The organism is Priestia sp. 3CA3, from assembly GCF_056836725.1.
The window spans coordinates 293,175-311,087 of record NZ_JBXENJ010000004.1 but is presented as its reverse complement, the minus strand read 5'-3'; the positions used below and the strand labels follow the sequence as shown (position 1 = coordinate 311,087).

Annotated in this window: 16 protein-coding genes, 1 tRNA gene, 1 pseudogene and 1 riboswitch; of the genes and pseudogenes, 14 read left to right on the top strand and 4 right to left on the bottom strand. The window is 35.7% G+C overall.

What is annotated here, in order from left to right:
* Window positions 1–129 precede the first annotated feature (129 nt).
* The 5 genes from AC1VNJ_RS13465 to AC1VNJ_RS13445 all read left to right on the top strand — a co-directional run bounded on the left by AC1VNJ_RS13465 (window position 130) and on the right by AC1VNJ_RS13445 (window position 4,719).
* Entirely contained in the window at window positions 130–987 is an 858-nt protein-coding gene (locus AC1VNJ_RS13465; RefSeq protein WP_047750939.1) for an SMP-30/gluconolactonase/LRE family protein, read from the top strand.
* Window positions 988–1,208: 221 nt separating this feature from the next.
* The gene (locus AC1VNJ_RS13460) at window positions 1,209–1,571 is read left to right on the top strand and encodes a group I truncated hemoglobin (RefSeq protein ID WP_025751868.1); all 363 of its coding nucleotides are present in this window, start codon (window positions 1,209–1,211) and stop codon (window positions 1,569–1,571) included.
* Between the two features lie 140 nt (window positions 1,572–1,711).
* On the top strand, window positions 1,712–3,148 hold the full coding sequence (hpaB, locus tag AC1VNJ_RS13455; RefSeq protein ID WP_328173431.1) for a 4-hydroxyphenylacetate 3-monooxygenase, oxygenase component: 1,437 nt from the start codon (window positions 1,712–1,714) through the stop codon (window positions 3,146–3,148).
* Window positions 3,149–3,296: 148 nt separating this feature from the next.
* Window positions 3,297–4,103, top strand: a complete 807-nt coding sequence (locus AC1VNJ_RS13450) for a DUF817 domain-containing protein (protein ID WP_328173432.1) — start codon at window positions 3,297–3,299, stop codon at window positions 4,101–4,103.
* Window positions 4,104–4,158: 55 nt separating this feature from the next.
* On the top strand, window positions 4,159–4,719 hold the full coding sequence (locus AC1VNJ_RS13445; protein WP_482640897.1) for a tubby C-terminal domain-like protein: 561 nt from the start codon (window positions 4,159–4,161) through the stop codon (window positions 4,717–4,719).
* Between the two features lie 30 nt (window positions 4,720–4,749).
* Here AC1VNJ_RS13445 and htpG read toward each other — a convergent pair whose 3' ends face one another.
* Window positions 4,750–6,627, bottom strand: coding sequence for a molecular chaperone HtpG (gene htpG / locus AC1VNJ_RS13440; RefSeq protein ID WP_033579018.1), 1,878 nt, complete (start codon window positions 6,625–6,627; stop codon window positions 4,750–4,752).
* Between the two features lie 210 nt (window positions 6,628–6,837).
* Window positions 6,838–6,916: riboswitch (ZMP/ZTP riboswitch) on the top strand.
* 168 nt (window positions 6,917–7,084) lie between these two features.
* Here htpG and AC1VNJ_RS13435 point away from each other — a divergent pair.
* The 4 genes from AC1VNJ_RS13435 (at window position 7,085) to AC1VNJ_RS13420 (ending at window position 10,352) form a co-directional block, all read left to right on the top strand.
* The gene (locus AC1VNJ_RS13435) at window positions 7,085–8,284 is read left to right on the top strand and encodes a phosphoglycerate dehydrogenase (RefSeq protein ID WP_013057119.1); all 1,200 of its coding nucleotides are present in this window, start codon (window positions 7,085–7,087) and stop codon (window positions 8,282–8,284) included.
* A 133-nt stretch (window positions 8,285–8,417) separates the two neighbouring features.
* Window positions 8,418–8,870, top strand: a complete 453-nt coding sequence (locus AC1VNJ_RS13430; protein ID WP_182029676.1) for a hypothetical protein — start codon at window positions 8,418–8,420, stop codon at window positions 8,868–8,870.
* A gap of 274 nt (window positions 8,871–9,144) precedes the next feature.
* Window positions 9,145–9,687 (top strand): DUF6143 family protein, encoded by a 543-nt coding sequence (locus AC1VNJ_RS13425; RefSeq protein WP_482640896.1) that lies wholly within the window; start codon window positions 9,145–9,147, stop codon window positions 9,685–9,687.
* Window positions 9,688–10,202: 515 nt separating this feature from the next.
* Entirely contained in the window at window positions 10,203–10,352 is a 150-nt protein-coding gene (locus AC1VNJ_RS13420; RefSeq protein WP_167387320.1) for a hypothetical protein, read from the top strand.
* Window positions 10,353–10,469: 117 nt separating this feature from the next.
* On the opposite strand, the gene AC1VNJ_RS13415 is transcribed toward AC1VNJ_RS13420, so the two are convergent.
* A tRNA-Ala gene (locus AC1VNJ_RS13415) sits at window positions 10,470–10,541 on the bottom strand.
* Window positions 10,542–10,647: 106 nt separating this feature from the next.
* Entirely contained in the window at window positions 10,648–11,196 is a 549-nt protein-coding gene (locus AC1VNJ_RS13410) for an HD domain-containing protein (protein WP_482640895.1), read from the bottom strand.
* 241 nt (window positions 11,197–11,437) lie between these two features.
* Here AC1VNJ_RS13410 and AC1VNJ_RS13405 point away from each other — a divergent pair, with 241 nt between their 5' ends.
* On the top strand, window positions 11,438–12,739 hold the full coding sequence (locus tag AC1VNJ_RS13405; protein ID WP_033579022.1) for a GH25 family lysozyme: 1,302 nt from the start codon (window positions 11,438–11,440) through the stop codon (window positions 12,737–12,739).
* Between the two features lie 181 nt (window positions 12,740–12,920).
* Window positions 12,921–13,151 (top strand): hypothetical protein, encoded by a 231-nt coding sequence (locus AC1VNJ_RS13400; protein WP_230624629.1) that lies wholly within the window; start codon window positions 12,921–12,923, stop codon window positions 13,149–13,151.
* Window positions 13,152–13,303: 152 nt separating this feature from the next.
* On the opposite strand, the pseudogene AC1VNJ_RS13395 reads toward AC1VNJ_RS13400, so the two are convergent.
* A pseudogene (locus AC1VNJ_RS13395) lies at window positions 13,304–14,204 on the bottom strand (DMT family transporter).
* A 136-nt stretch (window positions 14,205–14,340) separates the two neighbouring features.
* On the opposite strand from AC1VNJ_RS13395, the gene pdxR reads away from it, so the two are divergent.
* The 3 genes from pdxR (at window position 14,341) to AC1VNJ_RS13380 (ending at window position 17,901) form a co-directional block, all read left to right on the top strand.
* A complete protein-coding gene (gene pdxR / locus AC1VNJ_RS13390; RefSeq protein WP_482640894.1) occupies window positions 14,341–15,774 on the top strand; it encodes a MocR-like pyridoxine biosynthesis transcription factor PdxR in 1,434 nt (477 codons plus the stop codon).
* 514 nt (window positions 15,775–16,288) lie between these two features.
* A complete protein-coding gene (locus AC1VNJ_RS13385; protein ID WP_482640893.1) occupies window positions 16,289–16,921 on the top strand; it encodes a hypothetical protein in 633 nt (210 codons plus the stop codon).
* Window positions 16,922–17,055: 134 nt separating this feature from the next.
* Window positions 17,056–17,901: a DUF2971 domain-containing protein gene (locus AC1VNJ_RS13380; protein WP_482640892.1), complete on the top strand. Its 846-nt coding sequence runs from the start codon at window positions 17,056–17,058 to the stop codon at window positions 17,899–17,901.
* Window positions 17,902–17,913 lie beyond the last annotated feature (12 nt).

Below are 17,913 nucleotides of genomic sequence, written 5' to 3'. Positions count from 1 at the left end.
AAGGTTATGCAACGGGTATTTATAAAAAGGAAACATATTCCTGTTTTTTTGTTTTGCATACTTAAAGGAATATTTTTTAGAAAGCGATTAAAAAACGGTTGTACATAAAAACAACAAAGGAGCTTGAAAATGGAAGCGAAAATTGAAAAAAAGTACGATGGACGTTTACTGGAAGGACCCCTATGGGATGAAGAAAATCAAAGATTAGTGCTAGTAGACATTTTAGATAAAAAACTTCTTACGTACGATCCAAAAACGACAACATTAGAAGATATGGATCTTCCTTCAGTTGTTACAAGCGTTTCTACAACCAATCATTCAAAATTGGTCGTCTCCACTCGTAATCAGCTGCTTTTAGTGGATAAAAACAAAAAGAATCATGAAGAGTATATCCGTTTAGATACTCTTGAAAAAAACATGCGTTTTAATGACGGGAAATGTGATCCATATAATCGCTTTTGGATTGGCACGATGAGTGAAGAAGATGAAGAAGGAAAAGCCCAGCTGTACGTAGTAGATGAAAAAGGTGTAATTAAGAGTGCTAAAGAAGGATTAAGCGTGTCAAACGGGCTAGCTTGGAATCGAAGAGGAGACAAATTCTTTCTGGTTGATTCCCCGAAAAATAAAATTATGTCTTATTCATTTTCTAAAGAAACAACAAGGCTCGAAGATGAAAAAGTGGTGATTGACCTTTCAGATATAGACGGGTTTCCTGATGGAATGACAATTGATGAGCACGACCGACTGTGGGTAGCGCTTTGGGGAGGTTCGAAAGTTATTTGTGTAGATCCAGAGAAAGGAGAAATTATAGAATCTATTCATCTTCCTGTTTCCAATGTAACCTGCTGTACATTTGGAGGAGACGATTTACAAACTTTATTTATCACCACAGCTAAGGAAGAAGAAAAATACGAAGAAGCTGCCGGCTCTCTTTTTTCATGCCGAGTAGGAGTAAAAGGCTTACCGGCTTATACTTACGTATATTAGACCAGCACTTATCAAAATGTAATGATTCAGACCAGTAACGATAGATATTAAATGCAGTTTCTACAACTCCTTTGCACTGCGCTCATTCCCTTTACATTTTATTCACTATGAGGAAGAGGAATAAAACATGACGATAACGAATTCCCATAAAGAAGCCTTTCAAAGAATATGAATACTTGTATTGGGTAATAATGGTTAAAGGTACAAAAGGAGGAATTGTTTTGGAACAAACATTGTATGAAAAAGTGGGCGGACAAGAAGCGATTGAAAAAGTAGTAGACTATTTTTATTCTGAGCTTGTTTTAAAAGACGAAACAGTTAGTCACTTTTTCGAGCACACGGATATGGATAAACAACGTCGACATCAAGCTAAGTTTATAAGCTTTGCCTTAGGTGGACCGAATCAATATTCAGGAAAGTCGATGGCCAAAGCGCATGCAAATATGAATATTCAGCCCGAACATTTTAATGCAATTGCTAAGCATCTTCACGATGCACTTGCTCACTTTAATGTTGAAGAGCCTGATATTGACCAAGCATTAAGTAAAGTTGAATCCCTAAGAAATGATATTCAATATAAATAAATCATAAAAAAAGAAGGTTATTGTGACCTTCTTTTTTTATGCGCAAAGCTGTGATGTATGAAGGAAACATGGAAAAGACATCGTAATATGATAAAAATGCAATAGGTGAAAATATTTATTGAAAGTCTGGGAGTGGGAGTATGTCAGCAATTAATGGGAAGCAATACGTAGAGAGAATCAATCAATTAAAAGCAAATGTATGGGTTGATGGCAAACTCGTAACAGGCAATATATCAGAACATCCGGCTTTTAAAGGAGCCATTAACAGTCAAGCTAAACTTTATGATCTTCAGCATGATAAAAAAATTAAAGATATCATGACATATCAATATCAGGATTCCAAGGATTTTTTTGGTACATCTTATTTACAGCCTACAACAAAAGAAGAGTTAAAAAAGAGGCGAGAGATGACTCAGCAGTGGGCTCGCTTAACTCACGGTATGATGGGGAGAAGTCCAGATTATATGAATACTGTATTGATGGCTTTTGCATCCTCTGCAGAACTCCTGAGAGGAGAAGAAAATTGCTTTCCTGAAAACATCATTTCTTATTATGAATATGTGAGAGAGCACGATTTATCGCTCACTCATACATTCATCGATCCTCAAGTCAATCGAATCCAATTTTATTACGAGCAAAACGATGAACCGATAGCAGCAAAAATAGTTGATAAAAACAATGAGGGAATCGTTATCCAAGGTGCGAAACTGCTTGCTACACAGGGTGGCATGACGGATGAGTTGCTCGTACTGTCTTCAGCAGGCATTCAAGGAAAAGAAAAAGGGTTTGCTTTTTCAATTCCAAGTAATACAGAAGGAGTTAAATTTATTTGTAGAGAATCGTTTGCAGGAACAGATTCAACGTTTGATTATCCATTGAGCTCTAGATTTGAAGAAATGGATACCATTGTTGTCTTTGACCATGTATTAGTACCGTGGGACCGCGTGTTTTTTTATGAAAATGTAGATGTATCTAATGCATTCCTGGGCTCTAGTTCCTTCTCGGCTTTTGCTCTGCATCAAGTAACTTCAAGGAGAATTGTCAAAACAGAGTTTGTATTAGGGATTGTACAATCTCTGATTGAAACCATTAACATTGCGGACTATCCGCATGTGCGAGAAAAAGCAACGGAGCTTATTATTGCGCTAGAAACGATGAAAGCTCTCGTAATGAAAGCAGAAGAAGAAGCGGAGATTGATCCATGGGGATACATGCGTCCGAATGAAACTACACTTCGTATTGCCGCAAATATATTTTCAAAAACATATCCTACCTTTACAGAGATTATTCAGCTTTTAGGTGCAAGCGGACTAATGGCAATACCAACGGAAAATACGTGCCGCTCATTGGTTAAAGAAGATATTACACGTTATTTGCAAGCTAAATCTAGAGGTGCAGAAGATCGAATTAAGCTTTTTCGACTAGCGTGGGATTTAACTATGAGTCCGTTTGGCACAAGGGAAACACTGTATGAACGTTTTTTCTTTGGGGAGCCTGTACAATTAACCAGTTATCTGTACTTATCTTACGATAAAGAGCGCTATGTGCAGACAGTAACCGATTTTTTGAAAAGTTAACGGAGAAAACAAATCTCCGCTGGATATGATAGTTTGGTTACAAAAACAGCGGAGATGCTTATTGAATAAATTTGAAAAATCTGCAATAATTTTCAGAGAATCATTTCTGTGAAAATACTAAGGAATACTATAAAGATAGGATGTTACAATGAAGCAATTAATCTATTTTGGTTTAGAACAAGCAAAATCTTGTGTTTTTCCTGTTATTATTTTTCTGACATTAGCTATGACAAAAATAATTGAAGTACCGTTTATTTCTAGATATGACCTTATTTTATTAGCCTGTCTAGGAACTCAAGTTTTAATGGTGATGTTTAAACGGGAAACGCTTGATGAAGTAAAAGTCATTGCAGTATTTCATTTAATTGGACTAACGTTAGAACTCTATAAAGTTCATATGGGCTCATGGAGCTATCCAGAAAAAGCTTTCACTAAAGTCTGGGGAGTTCCCCTGTACAGCGGATTTATGTATGCTAGTGTAGCCAGCTACATGTGCCAAGTGTGGAGAAGGCTTGAATTAAAGCTTACGAATTGGCCTTCTACGTGGATTGTCAGTATACTAAGTATGGCTATTTACCTTAATTTTTTCACGCATCATTTTATTTACGACTTCCGCTGGTTTTTAAAACTTTTTACTTTACTTATTTTTTATCGAACTTTTGTATATTTTACGGTTAACAAACGTACATATCGCATGCCTTTAGTATTGTCTTTTGTACTGATTGGCTTTTTCATTTGGATCGCTGAAAATATCGCAACATTTTTCGGAGCATGGCAGTATCCAGATCAACAGCAGCAGTGGACAATGGTTCATATAAGTAAAATTAGCTCTTGGCTTCTTCTTGTGATTGTTAGTTTCTTGATTGTTGCTTTACTAAAGCATTTAAAAGAAAATCAAAGCCAATTTAAACAAAGTAAGAAATCAAAAGAAACAAACGAAATATATGAAAGATAGAAACATAACTATGTACATGCTGTTAATATAAGGTACAGAATCTTTGGAGGCTTATATGCAAGAATATATTTTTTATCTTCCCTATTTTAAATCAGCGGGAAAGACCGTAGCAGTTACAAATGAAAATGGAGAAAACGTCGGACAGCTTAAGAGAATGCATAAAAATATGTGGACAAAAAGTATTGATTTTTTAACTCGTGATGGACTTCCAGTGTTAGATTCTATTTCTTGGTTTCCTATCTTTTCCTGCGGCTTAAAGGTACATGTACAAGTTCAATGGGAAGGAAGAACGGTGTTTATTGATCACGTGAAAAAACACCGGTGGGTGATAAAAGAAAATGGAAAAACAGTGGGGTATCTATTAGGTAAAGGAATAATTAAAAACGAAGGAGCACAAGAAATTAGATGGGGAAATAACGTCTACATGTTAAGCAGTCATGAAGCCGTAGAGGAAGCGTGTATTTTTAATCAAAAAAGAGAAAAAGTCGCGGAGTTTAAATCAGATCTTTTTCATTTTAAACAAGGCAAACACTCAATAAGAGTAACAGAAGAACTGCCCGTACCCATTTTTATCGCTTCTTACTATATAACTACTTTTATTATGCCATACATATAATCAGGCGCAGAATGATTCTGCGCCTGATTTTTATATCATGATTTTACAAATATCATTTGTGAATTCAACGGGATCACTAATAGATAAGCCTTCAATTAAAAGAGCTTGGTTATATAATAAATTTGTATAAAGGTCTAATTTCTCTTTGTCATTTTCAAATGCATCTTTTAAAGAAGCGAATACATCATGATTTACGTTAATTTCTAACACTTTTTCTGCTTTTACATGCTGATTGTCAGGCATAGCACTTAAAATTTTCTCCATTTCAATCGTTACTTCACCATCAGCTGATAAGCAAACGGGGTGTGTTTTTAAACGTTTAGACGCGCGCACATCTCCTACTTTTCCCGCCAAAGCTTTTTTCATATAGTCAAATAGCTCTTTATTTTCTTTTTCCTCAGACTCATTGAGCTGTTCTTCTTCTGCTTCAATCCCTAAGTCACTGCTTGAAACAGATTTAAATTCTTTTTCTTCGTACGTCATTAACATTTTAATCGCAAATTCATCGATATCTTCTGTAAAATACAGAATTTCGTATCCTTTATCTGCAACCAATTCTGCTTGAGGAAGCTTTTCAATTCGGTCGTATGATTCGCCTGATGCATAATAGATATACTTTTGATCCTCAGGCATGCGGGATACATACTCGTTTAGTGTTACGAGCTTTTTCTCTGTAGAAGAATAGAATAAAAGCAGGTCTTTTAATACATCTTTGTTGCTGCCAAAGTCACTGTAAACGCCGTATTTTAGCTGGCGGCCAAATGATTCATAAAACTTCTCGTACTTTTCACGTTCGTTTTTAAGCAAGCTTTTTAATTCGTTTTTGATTTTCTTGCCGATGTTTTTGGCAATCAGCTGAAGCTGGCGGTCTTGCTGCAAAATTTCACGTGAAATATTAAGAGATAAATCTTCAGAATCTACCATACCTTTTACAAAGCTAAAGTAGTCTGGAAGAAGATCTGCACATTTATTCATAATTAAGACTCCGTTTGAATACAGTTCAAGCCCTTTTTCAAATTCTTTTGAGTAGTAATCAAACGGACTATTTTCTGGAATAAATAAAATGGCATTGTAGCGAATCGTTCCATCCACATTAATATGAAGGTGAGTGAGCGGTTTATCAAATCCGTAGCGCTTTTCTGAATAAAACTGCTCATAGTCTTCTGAAGTCAATTCATTTTTATTTTTCTTCCAGATCGGTACCATACTGTTGATAACTTGTTCTTCTGTATAATCTTCTAGCTCGTTATCAGAACCTTCTTTAGGCCGTTTTTCTGTTATGTCCATTTTAATCGGGTAGCGGATAAAGTCTGAATACTTTTTAATGATCTCTTTTAAACGATACTCTTCTAGATACTCATCATACGTTTCATCTTCTGTATTTTCTTTAATTTTTAAAATGATTTGAGTCCCAACCGTTTCTTTGTCGCAAGGTTCGATTGTATAACCATCAGCACCAGTAGATTCCCATTTATAGGCTTCATCGCTGCCTAACGCTTTACTAATCACCGTTACGACATCTGCCACCATAAATGCTGCGTAAAACCCAACGCCGAATTGGCCAATAATCGTGTGCCCATCCTTTGTTTCATTTTCGTTTTTAAATGCAAGAGAACCGCTTCTCGCAATTGTGCCCAAGCTGCTTTCAAGCTCTTCTTGCGTCATGCCAATTCCAGTATCTGTAATGGTTAAGGTACGGTTAGTTTTATCGGGTGTTACTTTTATGTAATAGCTTTCTTTGTTAAAACGCAAGGAGTCATCTGTTAAAGCTTTGTAATAAATTTTATCGATTGCATCGCTTGAATTTGATAGAAGTTCTCTCAAAAATACTTCTTTTTGAGAATAGATGGAATTAATCATCATCTCTAATAATCGCTTTGATTCGGCTTTAAATTCTTTTTTTGACATAAGAAGTTCTCCTTTCCAAATAGGGCTTACAAAATAATTAGCACTTGAATAGATAGAGTGCTAATCACTCTTTTTATTTAACATGTATTAGGGTATTTGTCAATATATTAGGAGATTCACCAAAGAGATTAAAAATTAGACTGAAAAAAGCAAACTTTTAAAAAAAGGTTGAACGTTCTGAAAGAGTTTGCTAGAATATACTTAATTTCAAAGACTATATGTGACTGGCGAAACGCGGATAACCGTGAGGAAGCATATAGTGACGTAGCCGTTCGCCTGGGCAGAGGTAAGGGATTAATACATATCTCTTACCTCTTTCTGTTTAGGGGGAGAGGATATAGAAGTTATCAGACATGTAGGCTAAAAAACCAGACTTTTAAAAAAATTAAAAATGAAGTTCCTTTATCCAAAGGTAAAAACATGTAAAACTACGATGATAATCAGAGGAGAGTACAAAATGAGCACATTAACATTAGAAAAAGTACAAACAATCAAAACATTAAACAACATTGCACAAAAAGGTCTAAATGTTTTTAATCAAGAAGGTTATCAAATTGACAACGACAGCGAAAATCCAGATGCGATTGTCGTGCGTAGCTTTAACATGCACAGCATGGCATTTGACCAAAATTTAAAAGCTATTGCACGAGCTGGAGCAGGGGTTAACAATATACCGGTGGACGCTTGCACGGAGCAAGGTATCGTTGTATTTAATACGCCAGGAGCTAATGCAAACGCAGTAAAAGAAATGGTTTTAACTACAATTATGGCTTCTTCTCGTAACTTATTTGCTGGAGTTGAATGGACAAAAGGATTAGACGGCCAAGGTGATCAAATTCCTAAGTTAGTTGAAGCAGGTAAAAAACAGTTTGTTGGAAAAGAAATCAAAGGTAAAACATTAGGCGTTATTGGTTTAGGTGCAATTGGTGCTCTTGTAGCAAACGACGCGCTTGATTTAGATATGGACGTAATTGGTTTTGATCCATTCATTTCTGTTAATACAGCTTGGAATTTGTCTCGCAACGTACAGCGTGCAATGTCTCTAGAAGAACTATTTGCAGCATCTGACTATATTACGGTTCACGTTCCATTAACGGACGATACAAAAGGTGTTTTCAATAAAGAGACGTTTAGCATCATGAAACCAGATGTTCATATTTTGAACTTCTCACGCGGTGAGCTTGTAAACGAAGAAGATATGAAAGCTGCTCTTGAAAGTGGAAAAGTTGGTCGATATATTACAGATTTTCCAAATCAAAATGTCTTGAACATGAAAAATGTTGTGCCAATTCCTCATTTAGGGGCATCAACTCAAGAATCAGAAGAAAACTGTGCGGTAATGGCAGCACGTCAAGTGAAAAATTTCTTAGAAACAGGAAACGTTAAAAATTCAGTGAACTTCCCGAATGCATCTCTTCCTTACACTGGGAAAAAACGCGTAGCTGCTTTCCATCACAACGTACCGAATATGGTAGGACAACTTACGCAAGTATTCTCAAACTACAATTTAAACATCGCAGATATGGTGAACAGAAGCCGCGGTGAATATGCGTATACAATGATCGATATTGACAATCAAGTAAGTGACGAGATTGTGCCTGAGCTAGAAGAAAAAATTGGTCAAATTGAAGGAATTATTACAAGTCGCATTATCTAATTTGGTTATCATCCTATTTTAGTGTTTCAGCCCTAACTTTTCTAAGTTAGGGCTGTTTTTACATGGTACTTATCTTCATATCATTTCCTTCATTCCCATAGCATATAGAAATACCTTTAAAGAGGTGAACGTTTTGTCAGGAGAAATGATAGGGATTTTGATAGGGTCACTCATCGCGCTGGCAGGAACTTTCATTACGTCTGTCGTAGCTATAGCGGTGTCGAAAGAGCAATACAAGAAAGAGCTTCGCAAAGCATTTATCCAAAAGAAAGTTGATGCCTATACCCATGTGTGTCAGGTTATTTTAGCTATAAAAAATGATTTACTGACAATAACCGTTTCTTCAGCCGGCTTAAACTGGACGGCTCAATCTATTAACAAACTAGCAGATGTATGTATTACGGAAGGACTGTGGATCGATGAAGAAGACAGCAAAAAGCTGGAGGTTCTGCAAAAGCAGCTTTCAAAGTTTGTATTGGATGAAATAGAACTGTCTAGACATGATATCCTCACAACCTGTTATGAAATTATTGAGTATTGTGAAAAAAAGGTAAGGATTCTTCATTTTATGACTACAAAAGAATAGGTGATTACTACTTTAAGAAGGGATAGTAGACGGATTAAAAAAGCATCGGAATATAAAGTCAAAAAACAATCCGTTTATACACCAGCAGTCGACGAGGGCATTAGTAAGGAAAGGGCCAAGGGGAAATTTTTTGTAAAAACGATAGAAAAAGATAGACTCAGTACCGGGTCTATCTTTTTGCATTTATATAAAGATTAAATATATTTATATATGCATGTGTCCAAGCATTTACAGAAAAAACTCATAAAATATAATACAAAAAGGAGATGACTGTATGTCAAATTACGAGTCGAACAAACCGTATATTAAAGTGGTGAATATACCTAATCCTTTATATCAATCGTTAAAAGGAGACTATTTTGTTGGACAAACTGAGCCTATTCGTTTTGGTGGAAACAGAAACGCTTGGGGCGGATTAGTGAACCCTTCCGGCTCCGGAGTAGATTTATTTGTGAATGCTTTTACTATCACTAACTATTCAAACGAACCTTTTACTGCTGAAATTTGGTTTAATTCTATCCCCCCTGGAAAAGGAACAACTTCAGATAATGTGAGTCCAGCAAATACTACAATACGTTCAAAGCCAAAAGGGAAAATTAAATTTGCAGAAATGGTAAAAGGCGTTCCTGCTAAAGGGGTAAACGTATTTAACCGTGTTGTTCCGCCGAAAAGTACATTAGTAAGCGATGAAGACGGCAAATTTATCTTTCCAAACAACGGTTCATACGTTATTTTCTTAGTTTCTCCAGGAAATAAAGAAATCGAAGCTGAAATTGCCTATGGATGGTTTGAAAAAAAGCGTAAGAAGGACTGTTAACTGAATAACTTTTAACGATGGTACAAAAAAGAACTTTGCAGCAGCATGCAAAGTTCTTTTTTATAGTTTGCATTTTTTCTTTCGATTATGGATAGAACCAAAGAGAAGTAAACACGCTTAACATCTCACGTTAATATCTAACTTCAAATTATCTTAAGCTTCAATTCATACTGGCTTCATATAAATTAATCATACTGAATGTATGAATAATTTATATGAGGTGGAGCAATGTTAAACAAGTTTTTTAAACTATTTACACAAAAAAACGAGATATCTAAAAATCAAGAAATAGAATTACACGAAGAGAACGATTTTGATGAAGTTTGTGATGAGTATTTTATTATAGATGAGTATTAAAAAAACTATAAAGCGCTGCAAAACTTAAAGGATTGATTAAGTATATCCGTGTATCGAGTAAAGGTATACTTTTATGGACCATTAATGTGTATAAATTGCTTTTTAAATGAAACATTGTGTAAAAAATGGGCATCCTAAAAGCAAAAGGAGGGGATAGAATGAGCAAAGAACCAAACGATGAAACAAGTGAAGGACTGAATCAGCTTTTTGAAATCATCAATGCAAAAGGCGACGAGGGCGAACTTAGAGAAATTGTAAGCAGGAGCAGTGAAAAGAATAATTATAAAAATCATGAGGATCAATCGTAAAAAGAAAATAAAAAACCTCTTCATGAAAATCATGAAGAGGTCAGATGAAATAGTATTACACCCATTCCATCCGGCAGAGTTTTAAAGTGTTTTAAACTCTTGATGCGACTGGTTTTATGGAACTGATGGGATTCGAACCCACGACCCCTTGTCTGCCAGACAAGTATTCTCCCACTGAACTACAGTCCCGCTTACGTAGAGTCTTTATTGCCTGTTGACTCTACTATATTTTAATACGTATGACGCACGTTCGCAATAGTTATTTTCAGTGTTTTCTAATTTCTTCATATGAATATTAACTTCTAAAAAAATCATTTACTTCTTGTTTGTACGTATTAAAAAAACTTGGAATTTGGCTTGGTTCCAATCCTTTTTCAGCGTATTTGCTGATGGACTCGTAGTACCATTTCTGTTTTTCGAATCCTCTTTTAAAACTATTCCAAATTGTATCTCCTTGCTGATCGTAGCTTTCTTTTAAAGACCGTAAATTGTCTAATTTATCTGCTACAATTAAAGATTTCACTTCAAGAGAACCAGTTTTCACAATTTGAATTGTATGCTGTTTACGTTCTTCCCAGCTTTTGGATTTGTCTTCTGTATGAGCTTCAACAATCTCCGCTACCTCTAAGCCAAATCTTTGTACAATTTCTTCGAGTGTTACACTTGTATCTTCTACAGCATCATGCAGATAAGCTGCTGCAATTACTTCTTCACTAAAACCCGCTTTTTCTAAAATATTACCTACGTTAATAGGGTGAACAATATAAGGTTTATCAGACAGCTTACGCACTTGGCCGGTATGAGCATGTTCTGCATACCTACGTGCTTCTTTTATTAAAGACATCATATTCCTCCATTTTTTATACAGTATATATTCATATTATTAGTATAAACGAATATAGCTCTCCTAACGTTATGAAATTGCACAAATTCATTTCTTATAATTCTTATAATTATAATAAGGTAAGGCTACCAAAAGCCCTTCTTATTGTACGGTTTTTTATAAAGCCTAATATCTATTTAATAGGCCTGTATCAGTTGCCATTTCCTTTTTTATTCATAGTTTGTATGAAGGAGTGATAGCAATGCAAAACCGTAATAATCAAAATATTAAGGTCATTGATGTTTCTCATCACAACGGAACAATTGATTGGGCAAAAGTGGCGTCGGATGGGGTAAAAGGCGCGTATATTAAATTAACAGAAGGCACAACCTTCTTAGATAAAAAATCATATGATAATTATATAGGAGCAAAAAATGCAGGTCTACGTGTAGGCTTTTATCACTTTGCTCATGCTGATAATGATCCTATTGCAGAAGTTAATTTCTTTTTAAATAAATTAGGCAGCATGAAGGTTGATTTGCCTCATTGCTTAGATTTGGAAGAAAATAAAGGGAAAACAAAAGCGCAGGTCACAGCCTTTGCAGTTAGATGGATGGAATATATTGAAAGGAAAACAAGCATTACGCCTATTCTTTACACCGGGTATAGTTTTATTAAATCCAATTTTACAAGCGCCGTGGCAAGATATCCGCTATGGATAGCTCGTTACAGTGGAAGTAACCGTTCCAAGGGATTTACTAATCCAGGTGATACGGCCATTTGGGATAGATGGTCTATGTTTCAATATACAGATCAAGGTAAAGTAAACGGGATTAAAGGCAATGTTGATATCAATGAAATGGATCTGGATTTCTTTAATAGTATTAACACAGGCGTGACGGTGGTGAAAAATAATCAGTCATCAGCACAATTGCAGCAAGGTGATAGCGGACTAGCTGTAAAAGAACTGCAGCAAAACTTAACTAAATTAGGATTTGAGCTTTCCCAGCAAGGAACCGATGGCCAATACGGAAATGAAACCGTTGCAGCTGTTAAAGCTTTTCAAGAGAAGTATGGATTAACGTCAACTGGAAAAGCTGATGAAAAAACCTTAGCTAAAATGATGGAATTGCTTAAAGGTGTAAGCAATCCTATAGAAGAAGCATTACCTAAGGTTACTTCACTGGGAGATAAATATTCTTTCCAAGTAAAAACGAAGAAGGATATTGGGGTTTACAAGTATGCCAATGTAACAAAAAATTTTAGAACTATAAAAAAAGATACGGTATTTAGCGTATATGGCTATACGTATGCAGCATGGGCTGTTCCGGGTGGATTTGTGCAAATGAAGGACGTGGAACCTATTCCCGTTACAATTAAAACAGGTGGATTAAGTAAAGACATGGAAACGGAGTTCCGTGCTTTCTTAAAAAATGAAGGAATTGACAGTGAATTAAATGTACATGCAATAGGTAATCCGTCAGCCGAACTCACAGTAGCTGGACTTGATTTCGTAAAAGTTAAGCAGTTTTTAGATAAAAAAGGTTGGTACTACAAGCAATAAAACCCTGCTCCGAAGAGCGGGGTTTTGGTTTGGGATTTTATAAAATAAGAATAGCAAACATTAATTAAGTAATTAAAATATGTTCTAAATAACAAAGTAGGTGGTAACAAAAAAGGTTCTATGTATAGTTCACCTCTAACAGTCATATTTTTAGTCAACAGTTCATGGAGGGTGAATGAATATGAAAAATACGCAGATTCGAATTGAAACACTGTCCTATCACTACGAAAACATTATGGTAAACGATGAAGTAGAGCGTGCGATAAAAAGTATTGAAGTGACGTATCGAGCATATAAACATAACCACGTTTTAAACGGACATGTAGTACTTTCAGGAGAAGAGATTTATGACCTTCAGCAGCTGACTCACGCAGTGGCTGGAAAAATAAAAGCAGAATTAGAAACTGCATAAAAAACCGCCTTTCTTTAAATCTCAAACCAAGATTAAAGAAAGGCGGTTTTTTATATTAATTAAACTGCAAAAAGAAGAAATTAAAGTATGTTCTAAATAAAATATATAAATAAAAAACATAGCATCTAAGAGAATTCCCTAAGCCATACGCATTACCTTTGCATTGTGAACTTTGTCTCTTTTATCACTACTTTTCTTTTACTATGTGTAAGCAACACGCCGCATAACGTAATGATGCTTCCAGCAATGGAAGCTGCACTCGGGATATCTTTTAAAAGCAGCCACGCTAAGAAAAAGGACAGCGCAGGAGTTAAGTAAAGAGAGATGGCAGCCTCAGCAGAACCTATACGCGATGTCAGATAAGCGAGTACCATATAGGGAATAACGGTTGGAAATAATCCTAAATATATCACGCTTATTGCTGATCTGACAGAGATATACGCAAGTTCCGTTTCTAACCCAGGTAAAAAAACAAGCATAGAAATTGTAGCTCCCCAAATACTGTACGTCACAAAAGAAAGGAAACCATATTTTTTTAATAAATTTTTTTGACATACTATATAGACGCTTTCTGCAAGGGCAGCTAGCAGAACCAGTAAGATTCCATTAACTGAGTGTACAAAATTCTCTTTGCTGAAGGTTAAAAGTACAATACCCGCAAGGCTTACTGCAGATCCAATCCATTTTCTTTTTCCGAACTCCTCCTGAAAAAGAAAAATAGCTAAAAGCGAAGAAAAAATAGGAGTAGTCGAGATCAGTAAACTCGCAATACCCGCACTTACCGTTTTTTCTCCAATGTTTAAGGCCGTGTGATAGACGGTAAACCCTAAAAAACCGAGCGCTAAAAGAAAGTGGAATATCTTTTATATCAGGCAAGGACATGCGTGTGGCTATTGCAATAACTAACAGCACTACAGAAGCAATACTTAACCGAACAAAAGCGAGGTGCTGAGGAGAAAACGATTCCAGCCCTATTTGAATAACTGGAAATGCTGAAGCCCATAAGCTAATCATCAGTATATGTAAGAACACCAGACTAAACGTTAATTTCATACCTATTCATCTCCATTTTTCATTTTGAATCCAACCAGTATCTATTGTGGTTCCCATGTTAATAAACATTTGATAAAATGTCTTCAACCAGTTTGAAAGCAATTAACCCAACCACTTTAAAAACAGGAGTACGTGTATGAATCAGGAGAGCAGTTCGAGTTATCCAAAATACAAGCAAATCATTGATTTTATGAAAGAGAAAATTGCGCGTGGAGAATGGCCGATTGGAAGTAAAATCCCTAGTCAGCGAAAGCTGGCTGCTATGTTTGATGTTAACCGAAGTACGGTCATCACCGCATTAGAGGAATTAACAGCGGACGGTTTAATTGAAGGTAAGATGGGAAAGGGAACCATCGTTATAAATAATACGTGGACACTTTTGGCTACAACTCCGCCCGATTGGGATGTTCATGTGAAATCAGGCATGCATCATCCGAGTCAAGCAATGGTACAAGATATTAATGAATCCGAATTTAACTCAAACCTTATTCAATTAAGCAAAGGAGAGCTTTCACCTGACATATTTCCTAAAAACAAAATGAAATACGCCGTAGAAAAAGTAGCAGAAAATATGGAGGTTCTAGGATACGAAGAACCAAAGGGGTATTTTCCTTTACGAAAAGAATTAAGTGCATATATGAAAACAATAGGGATTGAATCTTCTCCAGATTCTATTTTAATTGTTTCCGGCGCTCTTCAAGCTCTTCAGCTTATTTCAATTGGACTGCTGCAAAGAAACTCTTCGGTTTTGCTCGAAAAACCTTCTTATCTATATTCCTTACATGTATTTCAATCAGCCGGAATGAAACTCAAAGGCCTTGCTATGGATGAGGAAGGAATAAAAGTAACAGCTATAAAACGCGCCGACCCTCAAGAAGGGCAAGCTATTTTATATACAAATCCATGTTTCCATAACCCAACGGGAACATTAATGTCACAAAATAGGCGTTACGATTTGTTGAAAGAATGTGAGGAACATCAGCTTCCTATTATTGAAGATGATTTATACCGCGAATTATGGCTAGATAAACAGCCTCCGCTGCCATTAAAAGCTTTAGATAAAAATGGACACGTGTTATATGTTAGCAGTCTTTCTAAAACACTAAGCCCGGGATTACGGATCGGATGGATAGTCGGCTCAGAACCAGTCATTGAGCGTTTGGCGGATATTAAAATGCAAACAGATTATGGATCTAGCTCATTATCTCAAAGAGTAGCAGCAGAATGGTTTAAAAATGGCTTATATCAACAGCATATGGAAACTGTACGAACGGAATTGCGAACAAGAAGAAAAGTGATGCTGAATGCTTTGGAAACATACGCAGGAGATATAGCAACATGGACGAATCCTGAAGGAGGCTTTTTTATATGGGTGCATATTCAACCTTCTATTTCAATGAAATCTTTATACTCTCGTGCTTTAAAAAGAGGGATATTGCTTAACTCTGGAAGTATTTATGCACAAGAAACCGGCAGTTATCTTCGGCTTTCTTACGCCTATGCCTCTTTACCAGATATCGATAGAAGCATTGAAATTCTTGCTGAACTGATTCGGGAATTGCAAGTATAGTAAAAAAAGGAATAGTGGATTACCCACTATTCCTTTTTATTTGTATCAAACTATTCTTCTTATAAAAAACATCAAGTAACAACTGACTATATATTACCATCTATAAATACGTGTTATTTTTTATGGAAAAAATAAGTTAATAAAACTTTTAATTGACTTTCTGTACGTTTTACATGTAAATCGTGAATGGTTTTAACTACGTAATCATTATCAAACATTTCCAACACCTCAATTATTGTTAAGTTTCCTGTTCGTTATAGTTTATGAAATCATCAGACGCATATCATCGGCCATCAGCTGTAACTTTACGGTTTATCTTTTACAACTAAAGGCTGAAACGTACGCTCATGATTGAACGCACGAATAACAGGATATGCAAAAAAAATGAAAAGTGTGCACGTTTTGTTTTAAAAAAGCTATATCTTTTAAAAAAGAAAATTGTCACACACGTTTATGAATATGTATCTACTAAGTAAGAAGACTTTTTTAGTTGGTGGGATTGAAGGTGAAAAAGATGGATGAATTATTTAAAGATCTTGATGTGTACAGAACGCAAGAAGAAATGAAGCAGTATTTTGAACATACGCAGCAAATGATTCATCAAAACAAAGAGTATATAAAATTAGCCAGACTTAAAAAAGGGCGTTTCAAAAAGTTTTTTGAAGAGTTTTATCCGCTTTATTGCTTCAGCCAATCTTCTTATTGTCCGAGGAATTCAAAATTGAAGCTTATTATTGGAAGTCAAGGATACGACGGATTAATTATTCAGCCGGATGGTACTGAAAAACGAATTGAAATTACTTCTTACAAAGATGGGAAACTGGAATTTGAAGATGCACAGAGGGTCAATTCAGGAAATTTTGCTCTACCCCGTATCCAGACGGAAGGTTCTGTGGAAGAGTATATAGAAAAAGTGCTAGAGAACATTCAAAAAAAGAGCAAAAAAGATTACAGTGGCGCATCCATTTTATTTGTTGTACACACGTTTCATTATTTTGAAGCCTATGGAAAAAGTTCAGCTGCCTTTATTCGTACCTTAAAAAAAGAAATGAAGAATACAGATTTTCGAGCGGATGAAATTTATTTATTGGAATTAAATCAGCCAGAAAGTGAAAGTGTTAAGCAAAACATTCATTTCATTAAATAAGAAGACACGCTGTAGATGTTGAGGTGTGTCTTCTTTTCTGATAATAGAACTTAATGCAGGTGGATAATTTTGAAAATTACAACAATTAAGTGCTATAATTCAAGTATGAATATGCATTCAGAGGAGGAAAACCAATGGATTTAGCTTATAGAGAGAAAGCGTACGAATATGCCAAAAGATTCGAATCTAGCTATGACGATTATGATGAACGCTATAAGGTGCACAATAATCCGACGGTATGGCGATTTATGCCGCTGTCTGATTTTCAAGATTTACTAGAAACCAATGCGCTTTTTTTCGCAAAACCTGATGCATTTTCAGACCCCCTTGAAGGATGCTCTTCGATGTGGAACATAGAAGAGTTAAGAAAAAAAGGCGAACGTCATAACCGTACCTGTAGAACCTATATAAGAAAAATCCATGAATTTTCTGCTGTTTCATCCTGGCATATCAATGATTACGAAGCCGCTGGAATGTGGGATCTATATTTAAAAGGGAATGATGGCGTAGCTATTAAAACCACCTATGAAAATTTATTATGCAGTATTAAAGATTTACGCTATAAAATCTTCTCTGGAAAAGTGCAGTACATAGACTTCCAAAAAGAAATGATCAGTCACTCTGTATATGACACGTTATTTTACAAGCGCAAATCCTATCAGCATGAAAATGAATTGAGGCTTGTTATTGTAGCAAGTCGTATACACGCTTGGAAGCTGCAAAAGCTATTCGAAATTCAAGGTATTTCCGCAAATCAATGGCAAAAACGAATGGATATCCTCGAAAAAAGATCGTATGAGTTTTCTCACGAGCATGGTAACCTCCTTACATGTAATTTACATCAGCTTATCAACGATATTTACGTATCGCCAAGAAGCGCTCAAAGCTGTGTAGATGAGGTAAAAGCTCTTACTAAGAAACACGGTCTCGCTTATAAAAAGGTTATTCAGTCTGACTTGTATAAGGACTATATTTACTAAATGCTAGCGAAG